Origin of the sequence: Serratia sp. NPDC087055 (assembly GCF_044900985.1) — a bacterium.
Lineage (GTDB): Bacteria > Pseudomonadota > Gammaproteobacteria > Enterobacterales > Enterobacteriaceae > Serratia.
On record NZ_JBJDOG010000006.1, the window covers coordinates 121140 to 138093 of the forward strand.

Genomic DNA, 16954 nt, shown 5'->3' on the forward strand with positions numbered 1-16954 from the left:
GTATATTACTGAGGCTGAAAATGAATAAAGACAACGTAAAACTGGCCATCGCCCCGATCGGCTGGACCAATGACGACATGCCCGAGTTAGGTAAAGAGAACACCTTCCAGCAGTGCGTCAGTGAAATGGCACTGGCCGGGTTCACCGGTAGCGAAGTGGGCAGCAAGTACCCGCGCGATCCGGCCGTGTTGAAGCCGATGTTGGACATTCGCGGCATTCAAATCTGCAATGCCTGGTTCAGCACCTTCTTTGCCGATGGCCTGAAAGACAAAACTGTCGATGAATTCATTAACCATATGAATTTCCTGCATGCGATGGGGGCAAAGGTGATTGGCTGCTCCGAGCAGAGCAAGAGTATTCAGGGCACCACCAAAGGGGTGTTTGAAGAGAAGCCGTATTTCAGCGATGAAGAGTGGCAGCGGGTGGCCGACGGGTACAATGAACTGGCAAAAATTGCCGCCGACAAGGGGATGCAGGTCTGCCTGCACCACCATATGGGCACCGGCATCCAGACGACCGCAGAGATCGATCGTTACATGAGTATGGTGAACGACGACGTCTACCTGCTGTTTGATACTGGGCATGCTTACTATTCGGAAGGCAGCCAGCAGGCGATGATGGCGATACTGGAAAAATACCTGCCGCGTATTAATCACGTACACCTGAAGGACGTGCGTGATGAGGTTGTTGCAGAGGTGAAGGCCAACAAATTGAGCTTCCTCGACGGCGTGAAGAAAGGCACCTTCACCGTGCCGGGGGATGGGGTGATCGACTTCCTGCCGGTCTTTAAATTACTCGATGAGCGCGGTTACAAAGGGTGGATGGTGGTCGAGGCTGAGCAGGATCCGGCGTTGGCTAACCCGTTTGAATATGCGGTGAAAGCGCGTCGTTATATCAAAGAGACAGCCGGTATTTAACCGGGTTGAGAATGTCGAGGGGCGCTTGAGCAATCAATGCGCCCTTTTTAATGGGTATCAGCTCAGCGTTTTCCAGGTAGTGACGTGTTCACCAGGCCAGGGGGTGGCTGCGTAAACGCCACGGGCTATCGCTCGTGCCAACGTATCCGCTGCCAGTGCGCCAATTTGCAGCACCGCCAGTTCTCGGCTGCCCTCGACGTTGCGCTGCCCGGTGGATAAGGCGAATACCACGTCGCCGTCGAACGGGCTGTGCAGTGGGCGGATAGCGCGGGCCATGCCATCCTGTGCCATGATCGCGACGCGTTTAAGTTCTACCCGAGTGAGGGCCAGATCGGTGGCGATACAGGCCAAAGTGGTGTTCTTTCTACCGCCTGTCGGCGCTTCCGGCATCCAGTCTTCGCCCTGACCGTGCAATTGCGCGAGCGCGGCTGCACCCCCGTTGCCAAACTCACCGTTGATTTCATAAGGTGTGGCCCAGAACGCGCGAGTGCCCGGGGCAACGACGGAGCCCAGGCTGTTTACCGCCACCAGTGCACCGACGGTAGCACCATTCGCAGCAACGATAGAAGCTGAACCCAGGCCGCCTTTCAGCTTACCCATGCCGGTCATGGCACCATAGCCAGCGCCAACGGTACCTAGCGGGAAGTCGAGACCCACTTTGCCGACGGCCTCTATCCCCAGTTGGCGATAAGGCGGGGTGAGCTGCCAGTCTTTATCACCTGCGTTGCTTAAATCGTATAGGCAGGCGGTGGGGACGATTGGGGACACCGGCACACCCGGTGCTGGACGAAGGGCGTAACCCCTGCCTTGCTGCCCCAGCCAGGCGGCCACCCCATCCGCTGCCGCCAGGCCATATACCGAGCCACCGCTAAGCACTAAGGCATCGATGGTCTGCACCAGATTATCCTCTCCCAGCGCATCGGTTTCTCGGGTGGCAGGGCCACCACCGCGCACGTCGACCGCGGCGATCGCCGGGTGATCCGGCAGGATCACCGTCGTGCCGGTTCGTACGCGGCTGTCTTGGGCGATGCCGACCCGTAGGCCAGGCACGTCGGTAATCAGGTTACGGGTGCCGGTACGTACGGCAGGAGAGGTTGGCATGGCAGCCCCCAAGAGTGCAGTAGGAGAAAGGATGCCAATAGCACCCGTTACGCAGGCCAGCGTTTGTACAAAGGTGCGGCGGCTGACGGCTAAGGGGCGGTATACCGCCCCTGATCTACTTTTGGCATCCTTCATGATGATGCGTTTTTCTGCTGTTCACCGCGAAAGCGTGCCATGTGATAGGAGTCTACCAGTTTGCCGTCGCGCATCGCATAGGCGCGGCTGGTGCCTTCAATGTCAAAGCCGAACTTGCGGTAGAGCGCAATCGCGGCCTGATTGTCAGTGAATACTGTCAGTTCAATGCGTTCGATATCCGCCCAATTGTCGCAAAGATCGATCATTGCCTTCATCAGGCTGCTGCCAACGCCCTTGCCGTGGTGGCGGCTATCGACGCCAATGCCAAAGGTCGCCACATGGCGGCGGCGCACGCGCTGGTTCAGCATCACGCTCAGTTGGCCGACGACTTGCCCATCAATACAAGCCACCAGGTTGTGGGTGCCCGGTTCGAGATTGGCGAGGCGCTTGTGCCACAGCTCGATTGACGGTAGTGGAAGTTGTAGCGTGTCACGGTAGGCCTGCGGTTGAGAGTAAAGCTGATGCAGGGCTTGTGCATCTGTTGTTTCCACGTGACGAACTACGATTTCACTCATTACGCTGCTCCTTTGGCTTACCGGTTGAATAACCTCTGAATTTATCCGTTTATTGTGTCGAGTCAATATTATTACGTGTTGGTTAAAAAAACGCTTTACAGGTGCGAATGATAATGATTATTATTGCGATGCGTTCCGGGGAGAGTATCAACCTTTGATATCCTCACTGCGAAGGCACGACATTGCTCACATTGCTTCCAAGTATTACTTAGCCAGCTCGGGTGCTGGCTTTTTTTTTGCCCGTTTTCAGCCCGGCATGCCCTCAACAAATTCTCTGCCAATGGTTTCACCACTCCATCTAATTTTTTGAACAGAGGGATGAGTTTTTTACGCTTTCTTATTCTGCTGCCAGGACTAGACTGTAAAAAACATTGAGGAGAGTTGAATATGATTTATTTACGTAAGGCAGAAGATCGTGGTCATGCCAATCATGGTTGGCTGGACAGCTGGCACACCTTCTCATTTGCCAACTATTACGATGCTGATTTTATGGGGTTCTCGGCGCTGCGGGTGATCAACGAAGACATGATCGATGCAGGGCAGGGGTTTGGTACTCACCCGCATAAAGACATGGAAATCCTGACCTACGTGCTGAGCGGCACGGTCGAGCATCAGGACAGCATGGGCAACAAAGAGCAGATCCAGGCCGGTGAATTCCAGATCATGAGCGCGGGTACCGGAGTGCGTCATTCTGAGTACAACGGTAACAACGATCGTCCGTTGCACCTGTACCAGATTTGGATCATCCCTGATCAGGTCGGGCTGGAGCCACGCTATGAACAACGCATGTTTGATGCGCCGCAGGGCCGTCAGTTGGTGTTGTCACCGGATGCGCGTGAAGGTTCGCTGAAGGTGTTCCAGGATATGACACTGTCCCGCTGGGCGTTGAATAAAGACGAACAGGCGGCGTGCCCAATTGAAGCAGGGCGTCGTGTTTGGATCCAGGTGGTACGTGGCAAGGTTGTGGTTAATGGCCAGCAGGCCGGCACCAGCGATGCTTTTGCTGTGTGGGATGAAGCCGAGTTGTCGATTCATGCCGATGAAGACAGTGAAATCCTGCTGTTTGATCTGCCACCCGTCTGATTAAGCGGTAAATATCAAGGGCTCACAAGGTGAGCCCTTTTTGCGTTCCGCTTCCCAGTAACCAACAATATCGGCCCCGGTTTTTTTTTGCTAAAATGAGCGCCCATTCACGGTTAGCCAGTTCATTGATAATGAAGAAAAAACGGCCGGTACTCCAAGATGTCGCAGACAAGGTAGGCGTGACCAAGATGACGGTGAGCCGTTATCTGCGTAATCCCGATCAGGTTTCTGTCGCCTTGCAGCAAAAAATTGCCGTCGCGCTTGATGAGCTGGGCTACATCCCCAACCGTGCGCCGGATATCCTTTCCAACTCAACCAGCCGTGCTATTGGCGTATTGTTGCCATCGTTGACCAACCAGGTGTTCGCCGAAGTGCTACGCGGCATTGAGAGCGTCACTGATGCGCACAATTATCAAACCATGCTGGCGCACTACGGCTATTTGCCGGAGCGCGAAGAACAGCGCCTGACTTCGTTGCTGTCTTACAATATTGATGGCTTGATCCTGTCTGAGCGGCACCATACACCCCGTACCATGAAGATGATTGAGGTTGCGGGGATCCCGGTCGTCGAACTGATGGACTGCGTATCACCTTGTCTCGATCTGGCCGTAGGCTTCAATAACTTTGAGGCGGCACGCCAGATGACCCAGCAAATCATTGCACACGGCCATCGGCACGTGGTGTACTTCGGTGCACGCCAGGATGAACGTACCCTTATCAAACAGCAGGGCTATGAGCAGGCGATGCGCGAATCCGGTCTGGAACCCTACAGCGTCATGACGGCACGATCGTCGTCCTATTCTGCCGGTGGTGAGCTGTTGCGCCAGGCGCAGCGCGATTATCCGCAGATTGACAGTATCTTTTGCACAAACGATGACCTGGCGATCGGTGCGACCTTTGAGTGCCAGCGACAAGGGCTGTCGATCCCCAATGACATGGCTATTGCCGGTTTCCACGGCCACGATATCGGCCAGGTGATGGTGCCAAAACTGGCGAGCGTATTGACGCCGCGTGAACGCATGGGCCAAATCGGCGCTGAACGCCTGCTGGCTCGCCTGCGTGGCGAAACGGTCAGCCCACGCATGGTGGATGTCGGTTTTACCGTGATCCCCGGCGGCAGCATCTGATCGGGTTTAACCCGATGTTTGAACGATTTTAATGATGAAAGCGCGCCGTTTGGCGCGTTTTCGTTCCTGCCTGTAAGTTTGCCGCCCGTTACCTTCATAAGTTTGATCTCTATCCCAGAACGCGAATTTTAGCCCGCCCCCCGGTTCCGGCAATCATGCTGTTACCGGTATCATGATACCGGTAACAATGAGTGTGCGGTTATCTTGCTCAAGATAGAACCTTTACCTCAGCACCACCTACAGCTCGTCTTCTAACACCGGGAAGAGCCTAAAAATACAACAAACGCGCGCTTTACGGCCTATCGTAAAGAGGGTCTGCGATAAAAAGGTTGGAGAAAAATTATGCCATTAGTGATTGTTGCTGGCGGGGTAGCGCTGCTGTTGCTGCTGATGATCCGCTTTAAGCTGAACGGCTTTATCTCTCTGGTTCTGGTTGCTCTGGCGGTAGGTATCGCTCAGGGAATGCCAGTCGATAAAGTGATCGGTTCCATCAAGGCCGGCGTGGGCGGCACGTTGGGCAGCCTGGCGTTAATCATGGGCTTTGGCGCCATGCTCGGCAAACTGCTGGCGGACTGCGGTGGTGCTCAGCGCATTGCCACTACGCTTATCGAGAAGTTTGGCCAAAAATATATTCAATGGGCAGTGGTACTGACCGGGTTTACCGTCGGTTTTGCTCTGTTCTATGAAGTCGGTTTTGTGCTGTTGCTGCCGCTGGTCTTCAGTATCGCCGCTTCTGCACGCGTGCCGTTGCTGTATGTCGGCGTGCCGATGGCGGCTGCGCTATCTGTGACCCACGGTTTCTTGCCGCCGCACCCAGGCCCAACGGCGATCGCCACCATCTTCCATGCGGATATGGGCAAAACGCTGTTGTACGGCACGCTGTTGGCTATTCCAACGGTAATCCTGGCAGGCCCGGTCTATGCCCGTTTCCTGAAAGGCATCGACAAGCCCGTACCTGAAGGCCTGTATAACCCAAAAATCTTCACCGAAGCAGAAATGCCAAGCTTTGGCATCAGCGTTGCCACCTCTTTGGTACCGGTGATCCTGATGGCACTGCGTGCGGTAGCGGAAATGGTGCTGCCGAAGGGCCATAGCCTGTTGCGCTTTGCCGAGTTCTTCGGCGATCCGGTCATGGCGACGCTGATTGCAGTACTGATCGCTATCTTCACCTTTGGTCTGAACCGCGGTCGTACCATGGATGAAGTGATGGGCACCATCACCGACTCAATCAAAATTATCGCCATGATGCTGTTGATCATCGGCGGTGGCGGTGCATTCAAGCAGGTACTGGTCGACAGCGGCGTAGAGAAATACATCGCCGCTCTGATGGAAGGCAGCAACGTCTCGCCGATTCTGATGGCTTGGTCCATTGCCGCCGCACTGCGTCTGGCGTTGGGGTCTGCTACCGTGGCAGCAATAACCGCGGGGGGGATTGTCGCACCGCTGATCGCGACTACCGGAGTCAGCCCGGAACTGATGGTGATTGCCGTTGGGTCGGGCAGCGTGATTTTCTCTCACGTCAACGATCCTGGTTTCTGGTTGTTCAAGGAGTACTTCAACCTGAGCATCATGGAAACCATCAAGTCCTGGTCGGTGTTGGAAACCATCATCTCAGTCTGCGGCCTGGTGGGCTGTTTGCTGCTGGCGACGGTCGTTTAATATATCCGCTGCCTTTCAAGTCGGTATATAGCGAGGTTATCCGGCACCCCCAGGGTGTCGGACATTCTTTGGAGTTTGGGGCGCATTTGATGGCGCAGGGGGCGTAACCCGCCGCCGGAACGTACATCTGATCCCATAAGGGCATGACATATGAGTAATTCACAGCACCACGTATTTATTCTGATGGGGGTTTCAGGCAGCGGTAAATCCGCAGTGGCCAACGCCGTCGCTCATGAAGCCAATGCCGCGATGCTGGACGGCGACTACCTGCACCCGCGTGCCAACATCAACAAAATGGCGGCCGGGCATGCGCTGGACGATAACGATCGCGCCCCCTGGTTGGCGGCATTAAATGACGCGATCTTTGCCATGGAGCGTACCAACGACGTTTCCCTGTTAGTGTGTTCCGCGCTGAAAAAAAGCTATCGTGACCGCCTGCGTGAAGGCAACCGCAACCTGCATTTCATCTATTTGAAGGGTGACAAGGCGGTCATTGAGGAGCGTTTGAAACAGCGTAAGGGCCATTTCTTCAAGCCACAGATGCTGGTTTCCCAGTTTGCCACGTTAGAAGAGCCTAACGAGCAAGAACAAGACGTGCAGGCGATCGAGATAGATCAACCGCTGGACGCTGTGGTCGCGGATACGCTCGCTTATATTCGGCGTGTTGCAGCCCAGTAAACCGGGCTGCCATTTTGTACCGGCGCCGAGCTGGCGCCAGTACCCCATTACAACTTCATATAAGCCCGCACGCCGTCCAGGAACATCTGGGTCGACAACATCACCAAAATCAGCCCCATCAGCCGTTCCAGCGCGCTGACCCCCTTGCTGCCCAGCAGGCGCAGGAACAGGTTAGACATCAGCAAGATAGCGGCGGAAATCCCCCAGGCAATCAGCAGGGCCCCCACCAGATACGAAATGTGGTTTGGATACTGGTGCGAAAGCAGCATCAACGATGCCAGAATCGAAGGCCCCGCAACCAGTGGGATGGCCAGCGGCACCAGGAAAGGTTCTTCACCGGCGGAAAGCCCGCTGCTATCGCCCTCTTGCGAGGGGAAAATCATCTTGATGGCGATCAGGAACAAGATAATCCCGCCGGAAATCGACACGGTCTCGGTACGCAGGTTGAGGAACGCCAATATTTTCTCGCCGGCAAACAGGAAAATCAGCATCAGCAACAGGGCGATCAGCAGCTCGCGGATCAGCACCATCCGCCGACGGCGCGGCTCCAGGTGCTTGAGCACCGACATGAAAATGGGCAAATTGCCCAACGGGTCCATGATTAAAAACAGCAAAACTGTGACTGAAATCATCTCTGTCATCATTACCTCTGGATCTGAAAAACACCTCGGTCATCCCGACGGCGTCCTTGCCTATAAGAAGGATTGCTGAGAATCGCTCACCCATCGAATAAATTCACTTTGCGCCTGCGCCGACATTTTGTAAGGTGGAGAGATATTGCACACAACTTATAGCAGTCATCCTCCAAGGCAGGACAGTCATTATGAAAAACGTTGGTTTCATCGGTTGGCGCGGAATGGTCGGCTCCGTACTCATGCAACGCATGACGGAAGAGCGCGATTTTGACGCCATTCGCCCGGTCTTCTTCTCTACCTCGCAACACGGTTCAGCGGCGCCGGTATTTGGCGGCCAGCAGGGCACGCTGCAAGATGCTTACGATGTTGAGGCGTTGAGCGCGCTCGACATTATTATTACCTGCCAGGGCGGCGATTATACCAACGAAATTTACCCGAAGCTGCGTGCAACTGGCTGGCAAGGGTATTGGATCGACGCAGCTTCTTCTCTGCGTATGCAAGACGACGCGATTATTATCCTGGATCCGGTCAACCGTGCGTTGATTCAGCAGGGTCTGGATAAAGGCATCAAGACCTTTGTTGGCGGCAACTGTACCGTTAGCCTGATGCTGATGTCTCTGGGTGGCCTGTTTGCCAATGATCTGGTTGAGTGGGCGTCAGTGGCGACTTACCAGGCGGCTTCCGGCGGCGGCGCGCGCCATATGCGTGAGCTGTTGACCCAAATGGGCATGCTGCACGCCGATGTGGCGAAGGAGCTGCAGGACCCGGCTTCGGCCATTTTGGATATCGAACGTAAAGTCACCGCCGCGACCCGCAGCGGTAAATTGCCCACCGATAATTTCGGTGTGCCGCTGGCCGGTAGCCTGATTCCGTGGATCGACAAGCAACTCGATAACGGCCAGAGCCGCGAGGAGTGGAAAGGCCAGGCGGAAACCAACAAAATCCTGAACAGCGGTAGCCTGATCCCTGTCGACGGTTTGTGCGTGCGTGTTGGTGCGCTGCGCTGCCATAGCCAGGCGTTCACCCTGAAGCTGAAAAAAGACGTTTCACTGCCGGAAATCGAACAGATGCTGGCGACGCACAATGACTGGGTACGCGTGATCCCGAATGACCGCGAACTGACTATGCGTGAATTGACGCCAGCAGCGGTAACCGGGACGTTGAATACGCCGGTCGGCCGTCTGCGTAAGCTGAATATGGGGCCGGAATATCTGTCTGCGTTCACCGTGGGTGACCAGTTGCTATGGGGCGCGGCTGAACCGCTGCGCCGCATGCTGCGCATCCTGCTGTAACCTGAACCGTACTTCCCGGGGGCTGGCCTCTTTCAGCCCCCAAAAGCCTTATTTTCTTCCTTTTTCTCCGTTTCTGCGCGCTATGGTCTATGCCGTTGTAAAGGAGATAAAGCGCACCAGACATCGGTACATCTCCATGCGGGCAGCAGCGCAAAGACGTTGTCAGGCTGGCAGTTTTCTTAATGAAGAGTTTTCCTTGGTAATGGGCAATGTTTTTAACTGACATTAGCTATGCTTAAAGGACTGGCGGATAAATTTCAACCAGCGCTAAAAATAAGCATAAAGAGCGGAATTCGGACCGGGAAGGTGAGAATTGATCAATAACCGACCGCAATCACGCTTTAGATACCGAATGAATTGCATGATAACCAAAACGGCTATGGATTAAGCGTTATGCCCTGTGGATCTCAAGGTACAGCTTCTTCGCTGTAACCTGAAAGGCGATGGGCTTGCGCGGCCTCTTATAAATCATGCTCTTAATCTTAGGAAGAAGACTATGCCTGTACTTCCCGATCGTGACGTGATTGATCAGCTTTTCTCCGGCAACTCTGCCGATCCCTTTTCTCTGCTGGGCATGCATGCGGCTGATAACGGCCTGCAGGTACGTGCACTATTGCCTGACGCCAGTGAAGTCTGGTTGCTGGAACAGCAAACAGGCCGACGGTTGGTACAGCTCAACTGCGACGATGAGCGCGGCTTTTTCAGCGCCACGGTCCCACGCCGCAAAACCCCGTTCCGCTATCAACTCGACGTCCGCTGGCACGATCACCAGCAGATCGTCGACGATCCCTACCGTTTTGGCACGCTGCTGCAAGATATCGATAGCTGGCTGTTGGCCGAAGGTACCCATTTACGTCCTTATGAACGCTTGGGTGCGCATCTCGCTACGCTTGATGACGTTGACGGTGTCAGCTTTGCGGTCTGGGCACCGAACGCCCAGCGTGTGTCGGTGGTCGGTGAGTTCAACTTCTGGGATGGCCGACGTCACCCAATGCGACTGCGCCGTGAAAACGGCATTTGGGAGCTGTTCCTGCCGGGGGTGAAAGCCGGGCAGTTGTACAAGTACGAAATCATTGATTGCTATGGCAATACCCAGTTGAAGGCCGATCCCTACGCTTTTGAAGCGCAGATGCGACCGGATACCGCGTCGCTGGTGGCGCCGTTACCTGCGGTGGTGGAAAACGCGCCAGAACGGCGGCGTGCGAATGATTTTGACCGACCGATTTCGATCTACGAGGTACATCTTGGCTCGTGGCGTCGTCACACCGACGATAACTTCTGGCTCAGCTATGGCGAACTGGCCGTACAGCTGATCGATTACGTTAAATATATGGGATTCACCCATATTGAGTTGCTGCCGATTAACGAGCACCCGTTTGACGGCAGCTGGGGTTATCAGCCATTGGGGCTGTATGCCCCGACCCGGCGTTTCGGTACCCCGGCCGACTTCAAGGTGTTTGTGGCGGCCGCACACCAGGCAGGGATTAACGTGATCCTGGATTGGGTGCCGGGGCATTTCCCCAGCGATACCTATGGTCTGGCGAACTTCGACGGTACTGCATTGTATGAATACGCCGATCCGCGTGAAGGTTTCCATCAAGACTGGAATACCCTGATCTATAACTATGGCCGGCATGAGGTTCGCAACTATTTGGCGGGCAATGCGCTTTATTGGCTTGAGCGTTATGGCATAGATGCGTTGCGTGTCGATGCGGTGGCTTCAATGATCTACCGTGACTACAGCCGCGCTGACGGTGAGTGGGTGCCAAACTATTACGGCGGTAACGAGAATCTGGAGGCCATCGCCTTCTTGCGTTACACCAACCATACCCTTGGTAAGGAGCGCCCCGGTGCAGTCACGTTGGCGGAGGAGTCCACTGACTATCCGGGCGTAACGCTGCCGCCGGAATCCAACGGGTTGGGATTCCACTACAAATGGAATCTGGGCTGGATGCACGACACGCTCACCTACATGCAGTGTGACCCGGTGCACCGCAAGTATCATCACAATCAGATGACCTTCGGCATGTTGTACGCCTACACCGAAAACTTTGTGCTGCCAATCTCTCACGATGAAGTGGTGCACGGTAAAAAATCCATTCTCGATCGCATGCCCGGCGATGCCTGGCAAAAGTTCGCTAACCTGCGCGCCTATTACGGCTTTATGTGGGCGCACCCAGGCAAGAAACTGCTGTTTATGGGGTGTGAGTTTGCCCAAGGGCGCGAGTGGAATTTTGATAGCAGCCTCGACTGGCATCTGCTGGAAGGCTTAGATAACTGGCATCACGGTGTGCAGCGGCTGGTGCGAGATCTGAACCATTGCTACCAGCAACACGCCCCGTTGTATGAGCGGGATTACCGCCCAGACGGCTTCGAGTGGCTGGTGGTGGATGACCACGATAACTCGGTTTTTGCCTTTGCCCGCTATGACGCACATGGCAATGAACTGATCGCCGTCAGCAACTTTACCCCAGTCCCGCGCCATCATTATCGCATCGGTATTTCACGCGCCGGTGAATACCGAGAAATTCTCAATACCGATTCACACCATTATCACGGCAGCAATACCGGCAACCAGGGCCGCGTAGTGTCCGAGCAAACTGGCCATCACGGCCGCGAGCATTCTATTAGCGTGACCGTACCGCCGCTGGCGACCATCTACCTGCTGCGGGAGGCGCCATGACTGAGCTGACGCCGGGTATCGCCGCGCCTCTCGGGGCGCATTATGACGGTAATGGCATCAACTTTAGCCTGTATTCCTCCCATGCCACGGGCGTGGAACTGTGTCTGTTTGACGAACAGCAGCGCGAAATCCGCCTGCCGCTGACGACGCGGAGCGGCGATATCTGGCACGGTTACTTACCGGGTGGCAAGCCGGGTCAGCGTTACGGTTACCGGGTGCATGGCCCGTTCGATCCTGCGCACGGGTTGCGTTTTAATCCTAATAAACTGTTGTTGGATCCCGCTGCCCGTGCGGTAGAGGGACCCGTGGCGGACGATCCTTACCTGCATGGGGGTTATGATCGGCCGGATAAGCATGACAGCGCTGAATTGATGCCGAAATGCGTGGTGATCGACGAGGTTTACGACTGGCAAGATGATCGTCCCCCGGCCACGCCGTGGGGGAAAACGGTGATCTACGAAGCGCATGTGCGCGGTCTGACCCTGCAGCACCCGGATATTCCGCCGGTGTTGCGCGGCAGTTTCGCTGCGCTCGGCCATCCGGTAATGATCGCCTATTTCAAGCGCCTTGGCATCACCGCGCTGGAACTGCTGCCGGTCCAGCAGCACAGCTCCGAGCCACGTTTGCAGCGCCTCGGGTTGATTAACTACTGGGGCTATAACGTGCTGGCGCCTTTTGCGCCGGACAACCGCTATTCCAGTTTGCGGACAGAGATGACGCCGCTGCGTGAGTTTCGCGATGCGGTTAAAGCGCTGCACAAAGCCGGCATTGAAGTGATCCTCGACGTGGTGTTCAACCATAGCGCCGAGCTTGATATCGACGGGCCAACGCTGTCGTTACGCGGCATTGATAACCCGGGCTACTACTGGCTGACACCGGATGGCGGCTACGTGAACGATACCGGTTGTGGTAACACCCTGCGATTGGATCAGCCGCAAGGTGTGGCTTGGGTGATGGACTGCCTGCGTTTTTGGGTCGGCGAATGCCATGTTGATGGTTTCCGCTTTGATCTGGGCAGCGTACTCGGTCGCACGCCGGCGTTTGATCGTGATGCACCGCTGTTCCAGGCGATGCTGGCGGACGATCTGCTGTCGCGCTGCAAACTGATTGCCGAGCCGTGGGATATAGGCCCCGGTGGGTATCAGGTAGGCCAATTCCCAGGGCGCTTCGCCGAGTGGAACGATCATTATCGCGACGATATACGCCGTTTTTGGTTGCAGGACGGCGTATCGCTGGGGCAATTCGCCCAACGTTTCGCTGCTTCCAGCGATCATTTTAACCAACGCGGGCGTGCGCCGTACGCCAGCATCAACATGCTGACCGCTCATGACGGGTTTACCCTGCAGGATCTGGTCAGTTTTAACCGCAAACACAACCAACTGAACGGTGAAGGTAACCGTGACGGCAGTGATCGTAACTTTAGCAATAACCACGGTGTTGAAGGCCCGATTGCCGACGACGCCATTTTGCAACGCCGTAGGGCTAGCCAGCGGGCACTGCTTGCCACGCTGTTATTGTCCCAGGGTACGCCGATGCTGCTGGCCGGCGACGAGCATGGACACAGCCAGCAGGGCAACAACAATGCTTATTGTCAGGACAATGCTATCACCTGGCTCGACTGGGCCACGGCGGATGACTCACTCACCACGTACACCGCTGCATTGATCCGTCTGCGTCAACAAATCCCCGCTTTGCAGCATGACCGCTGGTGGCAGGAAGGCGACGGTAGCGTGCAGTGGCTGAACGCGCAGGGGCAACCGCTCGGCGCACAACAGTGGGAGCAAGGGGCTCTGCAGTTGCAGATCCGCTTGTCGCAACGCTGGCTGGTGGTGGTAAACGCCACACAGCAAGCCGCGGAGATGACGTTGCCCGACGGCGATTGGCAGCTTGTCGCCCCTTTTACTCAGGAAGATTCGCGGGCGGTTTTACCCGCCTGGAACCAGGCTGCGCACTCGATTTGCGTGCTGGTAAAGAAATAATAAAAGGAGTCAGCTATGGTTAGGTTTGAAAATAAAGACCCCCTGATGTTGGCACGCCAACTGCCGATTAAGTCTGTCGCCCTGATTCTGGCGGGGGGCCGCGGTTCGCGTTTGAAAGATTTAACCTCAACCCGGGCCAAGCCAGCCGTTCATTTTGGCGGTAAATTCCGCATCATCGATTTTGCCCTGTCGAACTGCCTGAATTCGGGGATCCGCCGCATTGGCGTGATCACCCAATACCAGTCCCATACTTTGGTACAGCATATTCAGCGCGGCTGGTCGTTCCTCAATGAAGAGATGAACGAGTTTGTCGATCTGTTGCCGGCACAACAACGCCTCAGTACCGAGCACTGGTATAAGGGCACGGCGGACGCGGTATACCAGAACCTGGATATCATCCGTCGTTACGAGGCCGAGTATGTGGTGATCCTGGCAGGCGATCACATCTACAAGATGGATTACTCGCGCATGCTGATCGACCATGTGGAAAAGGGGGCGCAATGTACCGTGGCCTGTTTGCCGGTGCCGCGCGAGGAGGCCAGCGAGTTTGGTGTGATGGAAGTAGACGAAAACGACCTGATCCTCGAGTTCCTGGAGAAACCCAGTAATCCACCGCCGATGCCGGGTAACCCGGATATGTCGCTCGCCAGCATGGGGATCTACATCTTCAACGCCGATTACCTGTTCCAATTGCTGGAGGAGGACATGTCTACGCCGGGCTCCACCCATGACTTCGGCAAGGATCTGATCCCGAAAATCACGGCCCAAAAGGCGGCATGGGCACATCCGTTCACGTTGTCCTGCGTCACGTCCAACCCCGATCTGCCGCCATACTGGCGCGATGTGGGCACGCTGGAGGCTTACTGGCGTGCCAACCTCGATCTGGCTTCCGTGACGCCGGAGTTGGATATGTACGATCGCGCCTGGCCAATCCGCACCCATATGGAGCCGTTGCCACCTGCCAAGTTCGTACAAGATCGTTCCGGTAGCCACGGTATGACCATGAACTCGCTGGTATCCGGTGGCTGCATCGTCTCCGGATCGGTGGTGGTGCATTCGGTGCTATTCCCGCGAGTGCGGGTGAACTCGTTCTGCACCATCGACTCTACCGTATTGCTGCCCGACGTTAACGTCGGCCGTTCCTGCCGTCTGCGGCGCTGCATCATCGACCGTGCCTGTCATATTCCCGAGGGCATGGTGATTGGCGAAAACGCCGACGAAGACAGCAAACGCTTTTATCGTTCAGAAGGCGGCATCGTGCTGGTCACGCGCGAAATGTTGTCAAAGTTGTGAGTTAAGGTAGTCGGCAGCAATAACGACCCAACGGATTTTTAGTCGCGGCTAGGTGGCCAGGACGAGAAGCCCCGGGAGTTTACTCAGGTAAGCGACTGGGGCGAGTCAACACAGCCAACAACACAGCGGTTTTAAAGGCGAAGGGTAGACCTGCCGCCATATATAAACGGACTGATGGCTTGCACAACGCGGGATTAATAACAGCGGCAAGCCTGCTTTTCCAGAGTAATTTAGCCGATTCTCAGGAGTGATAATGCAGGTTTTACACGTATGTTCTGAAATGTTCCCCCTGTTGAAAACCGGAGGGCTCGCAGACGTGGTTGGCGCATTACCGGCGGCTCAGATCGCCGAAGGCGGCGATGTTCGGGTGTTATTGCCCGCTTTTCCTGACGTGCGCAACGGCATACCGGATTCGGTGCTGGTGGCGGAGATCGATTCGTTCGCCGGTCGCGTTGGCCTGCGTTACGGTACCTACCACGGTGTGGGCATCTACCTGATTGATGCCCCTTGGCTGTACGAGCGGCCGGGCAGCCCATATCACGACCAATCCATGAATGCCTATTCCGATAACCATCGGCGTTTTGCCCTGCTGGGCTGGATAGCCTGTGAACTGGCTAAGGGGCTGGATCGCTACTGGCGCCCGCAGGTGGTGCATGCTCATGACTGGCACGCCGGGCTGGCCTGCGCCTATCTGGCGGCTAACGGCCACCCTGCACGTTCCATTTTTACCGTGCACAATCTGGCCTATCAGGGGCTGTTTTCCGCCCACCACGTACCGGAATTGTGGCTACCGCCATCGTTCTACAATGTTTACGGTCTGGAGTTTTACGGCCAGATGTCATTCCTGAAAGCAGGCTTGTATTACGCCGATCACATCACTGCCGTTAGCCCAACGTACGCGCGTGAGATTACCCGACCGGAGTTCGGCTACGGCATGGAAGGGTTATTACAAGAACGCCAGCGGCAAGGGCGGTTGAGCGGCATTCTCAATGGCGTGGATGACAAGATTTGGGACCCGTCCCACGATCCGCGCCTGACCGCCCGCTATGACGCCGACAATTTGAAAAACAAAGCCAAGAACAAGCTGCACCTGCAAAAAGCCATGGGCCTGAAGGTGGACGAGTCGCTGCCGGTGTTTGCGGTAGTGAGCCGTCTCACCAGCCAAAAAGGGCTGGATCTGGTATTGGAAGCGCTGCCTGCACTGCTGGAGCAAGGCGGCCAATTGGCGCTGTTAGGGGCCGGTGATGCGGTGTTGCAGCAGGCGTTTTTGGCTGCGGCCGCGGACTACCCGGAACAGGTCGGCGTTCAGATTGGCTACCATGAGGCCTTTTCACATCGCATTATCGGCGGAGCGGATGTGATCATGGTGCCCAGTCGCTTCGAACCCTGCGGGCTGACCCAACTCTATGGCCTGAAATACGGCACGCTGCCGCTGGTGCGCCGCACCGGTGGATTGGCGGACACGGTGGTCGATTGCGCGCTGGAGAATCTGGCCGATGGCAGCGCCAGCGGATTTGTCTTTGATGATTGTGATGCCGCCGCACTGGGCAACGCCATTCGGCGCGCCATGGTGCTGTGGAGTAGACCTAAGCATTGGCGTCACGTCCAGCGCCACGCGATGAGCGTGGATTTTGGCTGGCAAGTCGCGGCAAAGGAATATTTGTCGCTTTATTCCCGTCATATTTGACGCTACCTCAGTGTTGGCTGCATTCACTTACCCGAATCACTTACCTGTGTAAGTGATTCGGGATAAGTTCCCTTGCCGCCTTGATGCAGCGCCAATTATTTTGGGTATATCAACACCTATTGTAATGCCCTATGAATTTCAAATTGCAGCCAGGTGGCCAGCTTACTCAT

13 protein-coding genes are annotated in these 16954 nt (G+C 55.8%); 10 read left to right on the plus strand and 3 right to left on the minus strand.

Annotated elements, in window-relative coordinates; translation table 11 throughout:
• Nucleotides 1–20: 20 nt before the first annotated feature.
• Nucleotides 21–917, plus strand: a complete 897-nt coding sequence (gene iolE, locus ACI2J2_RS21485) for a myo-inosose-2 dehydratase (RefSeq protein ID WP_209639206.1) — start codon at nt 21–23, stop codon at nt 915–917.
• A 57-nt stretch (nt 918–974) separates the two neighbouring features.
• On the opposite strand, the gene ACI2J2_RS21490 is transcribed toward iolE, so the two are convergent.
• The gene (locus ACI2J2_RS21490) at nt 975–2153 is read right to left on the minus strand and encodes a P1 family peptidase (protein WP_209639204.1); all 1179 of its coding nucleotides are present in this window, start codon (nt 2151–2153) and stop codon (nt 975–977) included.
• Entirely contained in the window at nt 2150–2668 is a 519-nt protein-coding gene (locus tag ACI2J2_RS21495) for a GNAT family N-acetyltransferase (RefSeq protein ID WP_404760825.1), read from the minus strand. The genes ACI2J2_RS21490 and ACI2J2_RS21495 overlap by 4 nt, the downstream gene beginning before the upstream one ends.
• 387 nt (nt 2669–3055) lie before the next feature.
• Between ACI2J2_RS21495 and ACI2J2_RS21500 the strand changes: the two genes are divergently transcribed.
• The 4 genes from ACI2J2_RS21500 to gntK all read left to right on the plus strand — a co-directional run bounded on the left by ACI2J2_RS21500 (nt 3056) and on the right by gntK (nt 7215).
• Nucleotides 3056–3751: a pirin family protein gene (locus tag ACI2J2_RS21500; protein WP_209639201.1), complete on the plus strand. Its 696-nt coding sequence runs from the start codon at nt 3056–3058 to the stop codon at nt 3749–3751.
• Between the two features lie 131 nt (nt 3752–3882).
• The gene (gene gntR / locus ACI2J2_RS21505; protein ID WP_404760826.1) at nt 3883–4878 is read left to right on the plus strand and encodes a gluconate operon transcriptional repressor GntR; all 996 of its coding nucleotides are present in this window, start codon (nt 3883–3885) and stop codon (nt 4876–4878) included.
• Nucleotides 4879–5220: 342 nt separating this feature from the next.
• Complete coding sequence (gene gntT, locus ACI2J2_RS21510; protein WP_037425035.1) at nt 5221–6537, plus strand: gluconate transporter; 1317 nt, start codon at nt 5221–5223, stop codon at nt 6535–6537.
• A gap of 150 nt (nt 6538–6687) precedes the next feature.
• Nucleotides 6688–7215, plus strand: coding sequence for a gluconokinase (gene gntK / locus ACI2J2_RS21515; RefSeq protein ID WP_209639199.1), 528 nt, complete (start codon nt 6688–6690; stop codon nt 7213–7215).
• 47 nt (nt 7216–7262) lie between these two features.
• On the opposite strand, the gene ACI2J2_RS21520 is transcribed toward gntK, so the two are convergent.
• Nucleotides 7263–7856, minus strand: a complete 594-nt coding sequence (locus ACI2J2_RS21520) for a YhgN family NAAT transporter (protein ID WP_209639198.1) — start codon at nt 7854–7856, stop codon at nt 7263–7265.
• Between the two features lie 182 nt (nt 7857–8038).
• On the opposite strand from ACI2J2_RS21520, the gene asd reads away from it, so the two are divergent.
• From asd to glgA, 5 genes are all read left to right on the plus strand, one after another.
• Nucleotides 8039–9142, plus strand: a complete 1104-nt coding sequence (gene asd / locus ACI2J2_RS21525; protein WP_209639197.1) for an aspartate-semialdehyde dehydrogenase — start codon at nt 8039–8041, stop codon at nt 9140–9142.
• A gap of 496 nt (nt 9143–9638) precedes the next feature.
• The gene (gene glgB, locus ACI2J2_RS21530) at nt 9639–11825 is read left to right on the plus strand and encodes a 1,4-alpha-glucan branching protein GlgB (protein ID WP_404760827.1); all 2187 of its coding nucleotides are present in this window, start codon (nt 9639–9641) and stop codon (nt 11823–11825) included.
• Nucleotides 11822–13804: a glycogen debranching protein GlgX gene (gene glgX / locus ACI2J2_RS21535; RefSeq protein ID WP_404760828.1), complete on the plus strand. Its 1983-nt coding sequence runs from the start codon at nt 11822–11824 to the stop codon at nt 13802–13804. Before glgB ends, glgX begins: the two co-directional genes overlap by 4 nt.
• Before the next feature lie 15 nt (nt 13805–13819).
• Nucleotides 13820–15097 (plus strand): glucose-1-phosphate adenylyltransferase, encoded by a 1278-nt coding sequence (gene glgC / locus ACI2J2_RS21540; protein WP_209639194.1) that lies wholly within the window; start codon nt 13820–13822, stop codon nt 15095–15097.
• A gap of 253 nt (nt 15098–15350) precedes the next feature.
• Nucleotides 15351–16784: a glycogen synthase GlgA gene (gene glgA, locus ACI2J2_RS21545; RefSeq protein ID WP_209639192.1), complete on the plus strand. Its 1434-nt coding sequence runs from the start codon at nt 15351–15353 to the stop codon at nt 16782–16784.
• Nucleotides 16785–16954: the final 170 nt, after the last annotated feature.

What these genes read in the sequence shown, in the direction of transcription:
- iolE (WP_209639206.1), top strand. Translation starts at nt 21, where the DNA reads ATGAATAAAGACAACGTAAAACTGGCCATCGCCCCGATCGGCTGGACC.
- gntR (WP_404760826.1), top strand. Translation starts at nt 3,883, where the DNA reads ATGAAGAAAAAACGGCCGGTACTCCAAGATGTCGCAGACAAGGTAGGC.
- ACI2J2_RS21490 (WP_209639204.1), bottom strand. Translation starts at nt 2,153, where the DNA reads ATGAAGGATGCCAAAAGTAGATCAGGGGCGGTATACCGCCCCTTAGCC.
- glgC (WP_209639194.1), top strand. Translation starts at nt 13,820, where the DNA reads ATGGTTAGGTTTGAAAATAAAGACCCCCTGATGTTGGCACGCCAACTG.
- glgB (WP_404760827.1), top strand. Translation starts at nt 9,639, where the DNA reads ATGCCTGTACTTCCCGATCGTGACGTGATTGATCAGCTTTTCTCCGGC.
- asd (WP_209639197.1), top strand. Translation starts at nt 8,039, where the DNA reads ATGAAAAACGTTGGTTTCATCGGTTGGCGCGGAATGGTCGGCTCCGTA.
- glgX (WP_404760828.1), top strand. Translation starts at nt 11,822, where the DNA reads ATGACTGAGCTGACGCCGGGTATCGCCGCGCCTCTCGGGGCGCATTAT.
- gntK (WP_209639199.1), top strand. Translation starts at nt 6,688, where the DNA reads ATGAGTAATTCACAGCACCACGTATTTATTCTGATGGGGGTTTCAGGC.
- glgA (WP_209639192.1), top strand. Translation starts at nt 15,351, where the DNA reads ATGCAGGTTTTACACGTATGTTCTGAAATGTTCCCCCTGTTGAAAACC.
- gntT (WP_037425035.1), top strand. Translation starts at nt 5,221, where the DNA reads ATGCCATTAGTGATTGTTGCTGGCGGGGTAGCGCTGCTGTTGCTGCTG.
- ACI2J2_RS21520 (WP_209639198.1), bottom strand. Translation starts at nt 7,856, where the DNA reads ATGACAGAGATGATTTCAGTCACAGTTTTGCTGTTTTTAATCATGGAC.
- ACI2J2_RS21495 (WP_404760825.1), bottom strand. Translation starts at nt 2,668, where the DNA reads ATGAGTGAAATCGTAGTTCGTCACGTGGAAACAACAGATGCACAAGCC.
- ACI2J2_RS21500 (WP_209639201.1), top strand. Translation starts at nt 3,056, where the DNA reads ATGATTTATTTACGTAAGGCAGAAGATCGTGGTCATGCCAATCATGGT.